Source organism: uncultured Agitococcus sp., assembly GCF_937920075.1.
GTDB lineage: Bacteria > Pseudomonadota > Gammaproteobacteria > Pseudomonadales > Moraxellaceae > Agitococcus.
Genome location: NZ_CALETI010000170.1, coordinates 1 through 6,019, shown reverse-complemented (window position 1 = coordinate 6,019; position 6,019 = coordinate 1). Strand labels below are relative to the sequence as shown.

Below are 6,019 nucleotides of genomic sequence, written 5' to 3'. Positions count from 1 at the left end.
GCTAGTCCTTTAGCGCATCCTGTCCGTCCCGAATCATTTATTGAAATCAATAATTTTTATACCGCAACGGTGTATGAAAAAGGTGCGGAAATCGTCAGAATGCTACATACTGTATTAGGGGTAGACGCTTTTAGAAAAGGTACTGATTTATATTTTAGCCGCCACGATGGCCAAGCGGTGACTGTTGAAGACTTTGTCCAAGCCTTAGCAGATGCCAATCAACAAGATTTAAGCGCGTTTATGCAATGGTACAGACAGCCTTGCACACCTGTATTGACTGTAACCACAGATTACAATGCGCAAGCACAAAGCTATAGTCTAAGTATTAGCCAACAAACACCTGCCAAACAAGGTTATCCGAATCCTGAGTATTTACCGATTCCCATTAAGTTAGCCTTGTTTGACCAACACACAGGCCAAGCGATTGCTTTACGTTTGCAAGGTGAGACACAGGCCATAGGCAAAGAGCGCGTGTTAATTGCGGACAAAGCGCAACAAACATGGACTTTTGTTGATGTTGAACAAGCCGTTGTGCCTTCGTTATTACGCGATTTTTCTGCACCTGTGGTCTTGGATTATCAAAGTTCTAATGCGGAATTATTGTTCTTAATGCAGCATGACAATAATGGTTTTAATCGTTGGTTGGCCGCACAAAGTCTGTATGAGCGTTTATTGTTGGCGATGATTGCTAATATTGACCAACAACAAGAACCGTTAACAGGTTTAGCCATTGATGAATTGTTAACAGGCTTAGCTGCTTTTTTACCCACTTTAGCACAACAAGATGCTGCTTTAGCGGCAAAAATCCTCAGTTTACCCACCGAAAATTATTTGGCCGAAAAGGTGGCGGTGATTAACCCAAGCCATATCGCCCAAGCCAGAGAAATCTTGCAACAAGCGATTGCCAATGCTTTAGTTGATTTTTTCCGTACGCAATATATGGCCTTCACGCAAGCTAGCTATGTTTATAACAGCGCGGCGATTGCTCAGCGTTCATGGCGTGATCAGTGTTTACATTATTTATTGCAATCTACAGCAAGCACAGATGCACAAACTTTAGCTGCGCAGCAATACCAACAAGCTGACAATATGAGTGCGCGCATGAGTGCTTTGCGTGGTTTGGTCTATAGTCAAGCAGCACAAGCAAGCAGCGCATTAGGGGATTTTTATCAACGTTTTGTTGATGAAGCTTTAGTGGTTGATAGTTGGTTTGCCGTACAAGCCACCAATGCTAAAGCCAGTTTGAGTGATATTGAGCAATTATGTGCCCATTCTGCCTTTACCTTGACCAATCCTAATCGTTTACGCTCGGTGGTGGCGCAATTTGCTAATGCTAACCCTGTGTTATTTCATCAAGCAGACGGAGCAGGCTATCAATTTGTCGCTAACAAAATTGCTGAGTTAGATAAAATTAACCCACAAATTGCCTCTCGTTTGTTGGGGGCGTTTAGTAAATGGAAACGTTTAGAGGCCATTCGTCAGCAACAAGCAAAAGCAGCATTAGAAGGTTTAAAAGCACAAAAGTTATCTAATGATACCTTTGAAACCTTAAATAGGTTGTTGGCTTAGCACTATTATTAGCTTATGTTGGATGGATACTATTGACTCAAAGGCCAGTTTAAAACTGTACTTTAAGCCAATAGTATTTTTTTATAAAACAGAGTAAAACAATATTCTAGTTTTTACTTACAGGCTTATACCTTTTTCATGTCTAATCCTGCCTTAATTGACGGCTTTGGTCGTCAAATTACTTATGTCCGTTTATCGGTGACGGATCGTTGTGATTTTCGCTGTGTGTATTGCATGAGCGAAGACATGGTGTTTTTGCCTCGTCAACAAATTTTAAGCCTAGAAGAGCTTTATCGTGTAGGACGCGTTTTAGTGAGCTTAGGGGTTAGCAAAATTCGTTTAACGGGCGGTGAACCCTTAGTTAGACAAAATATAGTTTGGCTAGTTGAAAAGCTAGCAAGTTTACAAGGCTTAAAAGAACTAACCTTAACGACCAATGGTTCACAACTTGCCCGTTTAGCGAAACCGCTTAAAGAAGCGGGGCTATCGCGTATTAATATTAGCTTAGATAGTTTGCAAGAAGATCGTTTTCGTGACATGACCCGAACTGGCAAATTATCCGAAGTGCTTGCAGGTATTGAAGCTGCCCAACAAGCAGGTTTTCAACACATTAAATTAAATAGTGTGATTTTAAAAGGCAAAAATGACGATGAGATTTTAGACTTAGTCAATTTTATTCGGCAAAATCAATTAGATATAGCCTTTATTGAAGAAATGCCATTAGGTGTCATTACCGAGCATCAACGTGCTGAAACCTATATCAGCAATGACCAAGTTCGCCATAGCATAGATCAATTTTATCCGTTAACTGCTGTTTCTGAATCCACAGGTGGGCCAGCTCGTTATTATCATATGAGCGATAGCAACAGTCGTGTGGGTTTTATTTCACCGCATAGTCACAATTTTTGTGGCTCATGTAATCGAGTGCGAGTCACGGCAGAAGGGCGTTTGTTATTATGTTTAGGCAATGAACATTCTGCCGATCTAAAAGCGCCATTACGCAACTTTCCTAATGACGATCAACCATTAATTGATACTTTATTTAACGCATTACCCTTAAAGCCCGAAAAGCATCATTTTGATTTAAACGATGAGCCGCAAATTGTGCGTTTTATGAATATGACAGGCGGATAATATTGTAGGTAGTTGTGTTCCCTGAGCGAAGTCGAAGGGTTTGTTTTACAGTAATATACTATACACTCCCTAAATTGTTGGGAGACAATTCTTTACACATTTTAGGAGTTATTATGAGTCATTCCGCAATCAATAAACCTTTTGTGCCATTACAAATTGCCGTATTAACCGTATCAGATACCCGTAATTTAGAAACCGATACCTCTGGTCAATATTTGATTGATGCCTTAACGGGAGCAGGCCATCTTTTAGCAGATAGACAAATTGTTAAAGATGATATTTATCAAATTCGCGCCATTATTTCGGCATGGATTGCTAGTCCAAATGTACAAGCGATTTTGGTGACAGGTGGTACAGGTTTTTCAGGGCGCGACAGCACACCCGAAGCAGTGAATGTGTTGTTTGATAAACATATCGAAGGTTTTGGTGAGATTTTCCGTCATTATTCGATGATAGAAATTGGCACAAGCACCTTACAATCGCGTGCTTTGGCAGGCATGGCCAATAACACGGTGATTTTTTGTATGCCGGGTTCAACCAATGCGTGCAAAACAGCATGGATCAATATTTTGTCACAACAACTTGATAATCAGCATCGTCCTTGCAACTTTGTCCCTAATCTGAAAAAAGCCGAGCAGTGTGGGAGTCGTGGCTAATGAGTTGTCCTAGTCACGGTTTAATGTCGGTTGATGAGGTTTTACAACGTTTGCAACAAGCCGCCAGCCAAAAAACTCCCGTCATAGAGCAAACTTTATTAAGTGATGCTTTAGGTCGTGTGTTAGCCGAAGATGTCGTTGCTACGATAGATGTACCTCCTCAAGCTAATTCTGCGATGGATGGTTATGCTGTTCATACCGAGGATTTACAACACACAACTATTTTAGCCATTAGCCAACGTATTGCCGCAGGCAGTGCGCCACAACCATTACAACGAGGCACAGCCGCACGCATTTTTACAGGTGCAGTCATTCCTGATGGGGCTAATGCGGTGGTAATGCAAGAAAACACCCAACTCACAGCAGATGGCCTTGTAGAAATTTTACAGCGACCTGATGTCCAAGAAAATATTCGGCCACAAGGTCAAGATATTGCTTGTGGCGTTACCATTTTGCGTCAGGGCGAAAAACTTACGCCAGCCGCGATTGGCTTGTTGGCAACCATTGGTAAGGCTAAGGTCAAGGTTTATCAGCGTTTAAAGGTTGTCTATTTTTGTACGGGTGATGAGTTAGCCCAAGCAGAGCAAACGCTAAAAGTAGGGCAGATTTATAATAGTAACAGTCCATTATTAGGGGCTTTATTAACCGAACAAGGTTATCAAGCCATTGATGGTGGTGTGATTGCCGATAATTTGCCAGATACGATTAATGCGTTGGCCAATGCTGCTCAGCAAGCTGATGTGGTGATGACTACAGGCGGTGTGTCTGTTGGTGAAGAGGATCACGTTAAAACTGCATTACAACAAATTGGCCAATTAGATTTGTGGAAAGTCGCGCTCAAACCAGGCAAGCCCTTAGCATTTGGCTCTATTGGTACAACGCCCTTTATTGGTTTACCTGGTAATCCACAATCGGTGTTTGTTACCTTTAAAGTCATGGCTCAAACGTTTTTAGCTTATTATCAAGGTCAACGTCATAAAGTAAAACCAAGTGTGGTGGCGATGCCTATCGATTTTTCGATAAAAAAAGCGCAAGGCCGTCAGGAGTATTTACGCGTTCGTTTAGTACAAAATGAACAAGGTGAATTGGTATTAAGCAAATACCATAACCAAAGCAGTGGCGTATTATCGTCAGCCGTTTGGGCTGATGGTTTTGCTATTATTGAAATTGGCAAAACCTATGAGAGTGGGGATAGAGTCGCTTTTTGGCGGTTTTAAACTGAGGACTTACGCATTTCAGCAAATAAGTGATAACTGCGTAAGTCTTGGTCTAAGTTGCACTCTTTTTAAGTTTGGCTATAAACAACAAACGCTTAATAATCAAAGCAGTAATAGGAAAAGTTAAAGCACATAATAATGCTTGTTGTATGGATAAGGATAAATACCACCAATAAGCAAGGCTAAAACCAATACCTGAATCTAATTGATCCATCAAAATCACTATATATTTACCTTTTTCGGGAACAGCACCCGAAGCAATACCCAAACGGCGTTTGATAAAAGAGTTGGGTAACTCGGCGAGCATATAGCCTAATCCTGCCCAAAATCCTGCTAACAATAAGCCAAAACCTTGTGGGTAAATGGCTTTATCAAGACTTTGTTCAATTGGCCAAACACATATTGCGCCAAAAGCAGTTAATAGAGGTACAACCACAAAACCACGCCATGTTTTGTTTGCACCAAACCACGGGCTATAAATGGGGGTAGCTAATGACGATAAATATTGGCGACTCACCACAACCATGTGTAACACACCACCAATGACAATCGGAATGTGCAAATAAAAAGCGAGAAGAATATCGTTAACCATGATAAATCGACCAAACATGCATGGCCAAAAACACTAAGCTATTGCCCAAGGTTAATAACAAAATGTGCCAAAGTTTTTTAAATTTAAAAAATGGTCGACGAATCACCATCGCGTAGCTAAACAACAGTAGGCTAAGAGCAAGTAGGCTATAACTGATAGTTTTGCCTATGAGTAGCTCTAGCCATAAAAACGCACCAAAAATAAAGACACTCCAAAAAACGGGCATCCCTAAATAAGCAAGGCCATTACTTTCTTGAATGTTGCCAATATCATTAAACACCGCTAAACGTATGCAGCCAGATAACAAAACAGGCCACAAACAAATTGCCCACCAGCCATTAAAACCATGTAAATACAACGCTAAACAAGGGGCAACTAAATAAATCAAAACATCCATAAAGCCATCAAGATAACGGCCAAAATTGCGTTCTAATTGATATTTACGTGCTAATAAACCATCTAAAGCATCACCCAGCATGGCTAAAAACAATAACGAAGCGCATAAATAAATGGCTTGATTTAGGGCTGCAATGACTGCCAAAGACGCAGTAAACACCCCACTGAGCGTAATCAGGTCAACCCAATTTAAACGAATAATAAAATGACTATTGGAATTCATAACGAGTTTCTAAAACAAAAGGCTGTGGCCTTAACTTGCCTTTGCTCAGCAATTTTTTTAGTTGCACACGGTCAATTTTGCTGTTGTGGCGGCCATCAACAGGCATGTGATCAATTAAAACAAATTGTGCGTGATCAATATGATGTTTATGCAATAAATTATTTATAATATTTTACGTACGACACTGTTAGTTGTAATATAACACTCATTTTTCTTTTGCCAACTTTTTTTT

The 6,019-nt window shown here is 40.5% G+C and carries 6 protein-coding genes; 4 read left to right on the top strand and 2 right to left on the bottom strand.

The genetic code is table 11. The features are described 5' to 3' along the window. The 4 genes from Q0212_RS06270 to glp all read left to right on the top strand — a co-directional run. The coding region (locus tag Q0212_RS06270) for a DUF3458 domain-containing protein (RefSeq protein ID WP_297923672.1) at positions 1 to 1,569 on the top strand (1,569 nt) is incomplete at its 5' end. 138 nt (positions 1,570 to 1,707) lie between these two features. Continuing rightward, entirely contained in the window at positions 1,708 to 2,703 is a 996-nt protein-coding gene (gene moaA / locus Q0212_RS06265) for a GTP 3',8-cyclase MoaA (protein ID WP_297923670.1), read from the top strand. A 113-nt stretch (positions 2,704 to 2,816) separates the two neighbouring features. After that, positions 2,817 to 3,359: a molybdenum cofactor biosynthesis protein B gene (gene moaB / locus Q0212_RS06260; RefSeq protein WP_297923669.1), complete on the top strand. Its 543-nt coding sequence runs from the start codon at positions 2,817 to 2,819 to the stop codon at positions 3,357 to 3,359. Next, a complete protein-coding gene (gene glp / locus Q0212_RS06255; protein WP_297923667.1) occupies positions 3,359 to 4,576 on the top strand; it encodes a gephyrin-like molybdotransferase Glp in 1,218 nt (405 codons plus the stop codon). The genes moaB and glp overlap by 1 nt, the downstream gene beginning before the upstream one ends. A 52-nt stretch (positions 4,577 to 4,628) precedes the next feature. Here glp and Q0212_RS06250 read toward each other — a convergent pair whose 3' ends face one another. Then, the gene (locus tag Q0212_RS06250; RefSeq protein WP_297923665.1) at positions 4,629 to 5,168 is read right to left on the bottom strand and encodes a CDP-archaeol synthase; all 540 of its coding nucleotides are present in this window, start codon (positions 5,166 to 5,168) and stop codon (positions 4,629 to 4,631) included. After that, positions 5,161 to 5,787, bottom strand: a complete 627-nt coding sequence (locus Q0212_RS06245) for a CDP-alcohol phosphatidyltransferase family protein (RefSeq protein ID WP_297923663.1) — start codon at positions 5,785 to 5,787, stop codon at positions 5,161 to 5,163. The genes Q0212_RS06250 and Q0212_RS06245 overlap by 8 nt, the downstream gene beginning before the upstream one ends. Between the last annotated feature and the right edge of the window lie 232 nt (positions 5,788 to 6,019).

Bases quoted from the DNA above. Each gene is read 5' to 3' on its own strand.
- glp (WP_297923667.1), top strand. From the start codon at position 3,359: ATGAGTTGTCCTAGTCACGGTTTAATGTCGGTTGATGAGGTTTTACAA.
- Q0212_RS06245 (WP_297923663.1), bottom strand. From the start codon at position 5,787: ATGAATTCCAATAGTCATTTTATTATTCGTTTAAATTGGGTTGACCTG.
- moaA (WP_297923670.1), top strand. From the start codon at position 1,708: ATGTCTAATCCTGCCTTAATTGACGGCTTTGGTCGTCAAATTACTTAT.
- moaB (WP_297923669.1), top strand. From the start codon at position 2,817: ATGAGTCATTCCGCAATCAATAAACCTTTTGTGCCATTACAAATTGCC.
- Q0212_RS06250 (WP_297923665.1), bottom strand. From the start codon at position 5,168: ATGGTTAACGATATTCTTCTCGCTTTTTATTTGCACATTCCGATTGTC.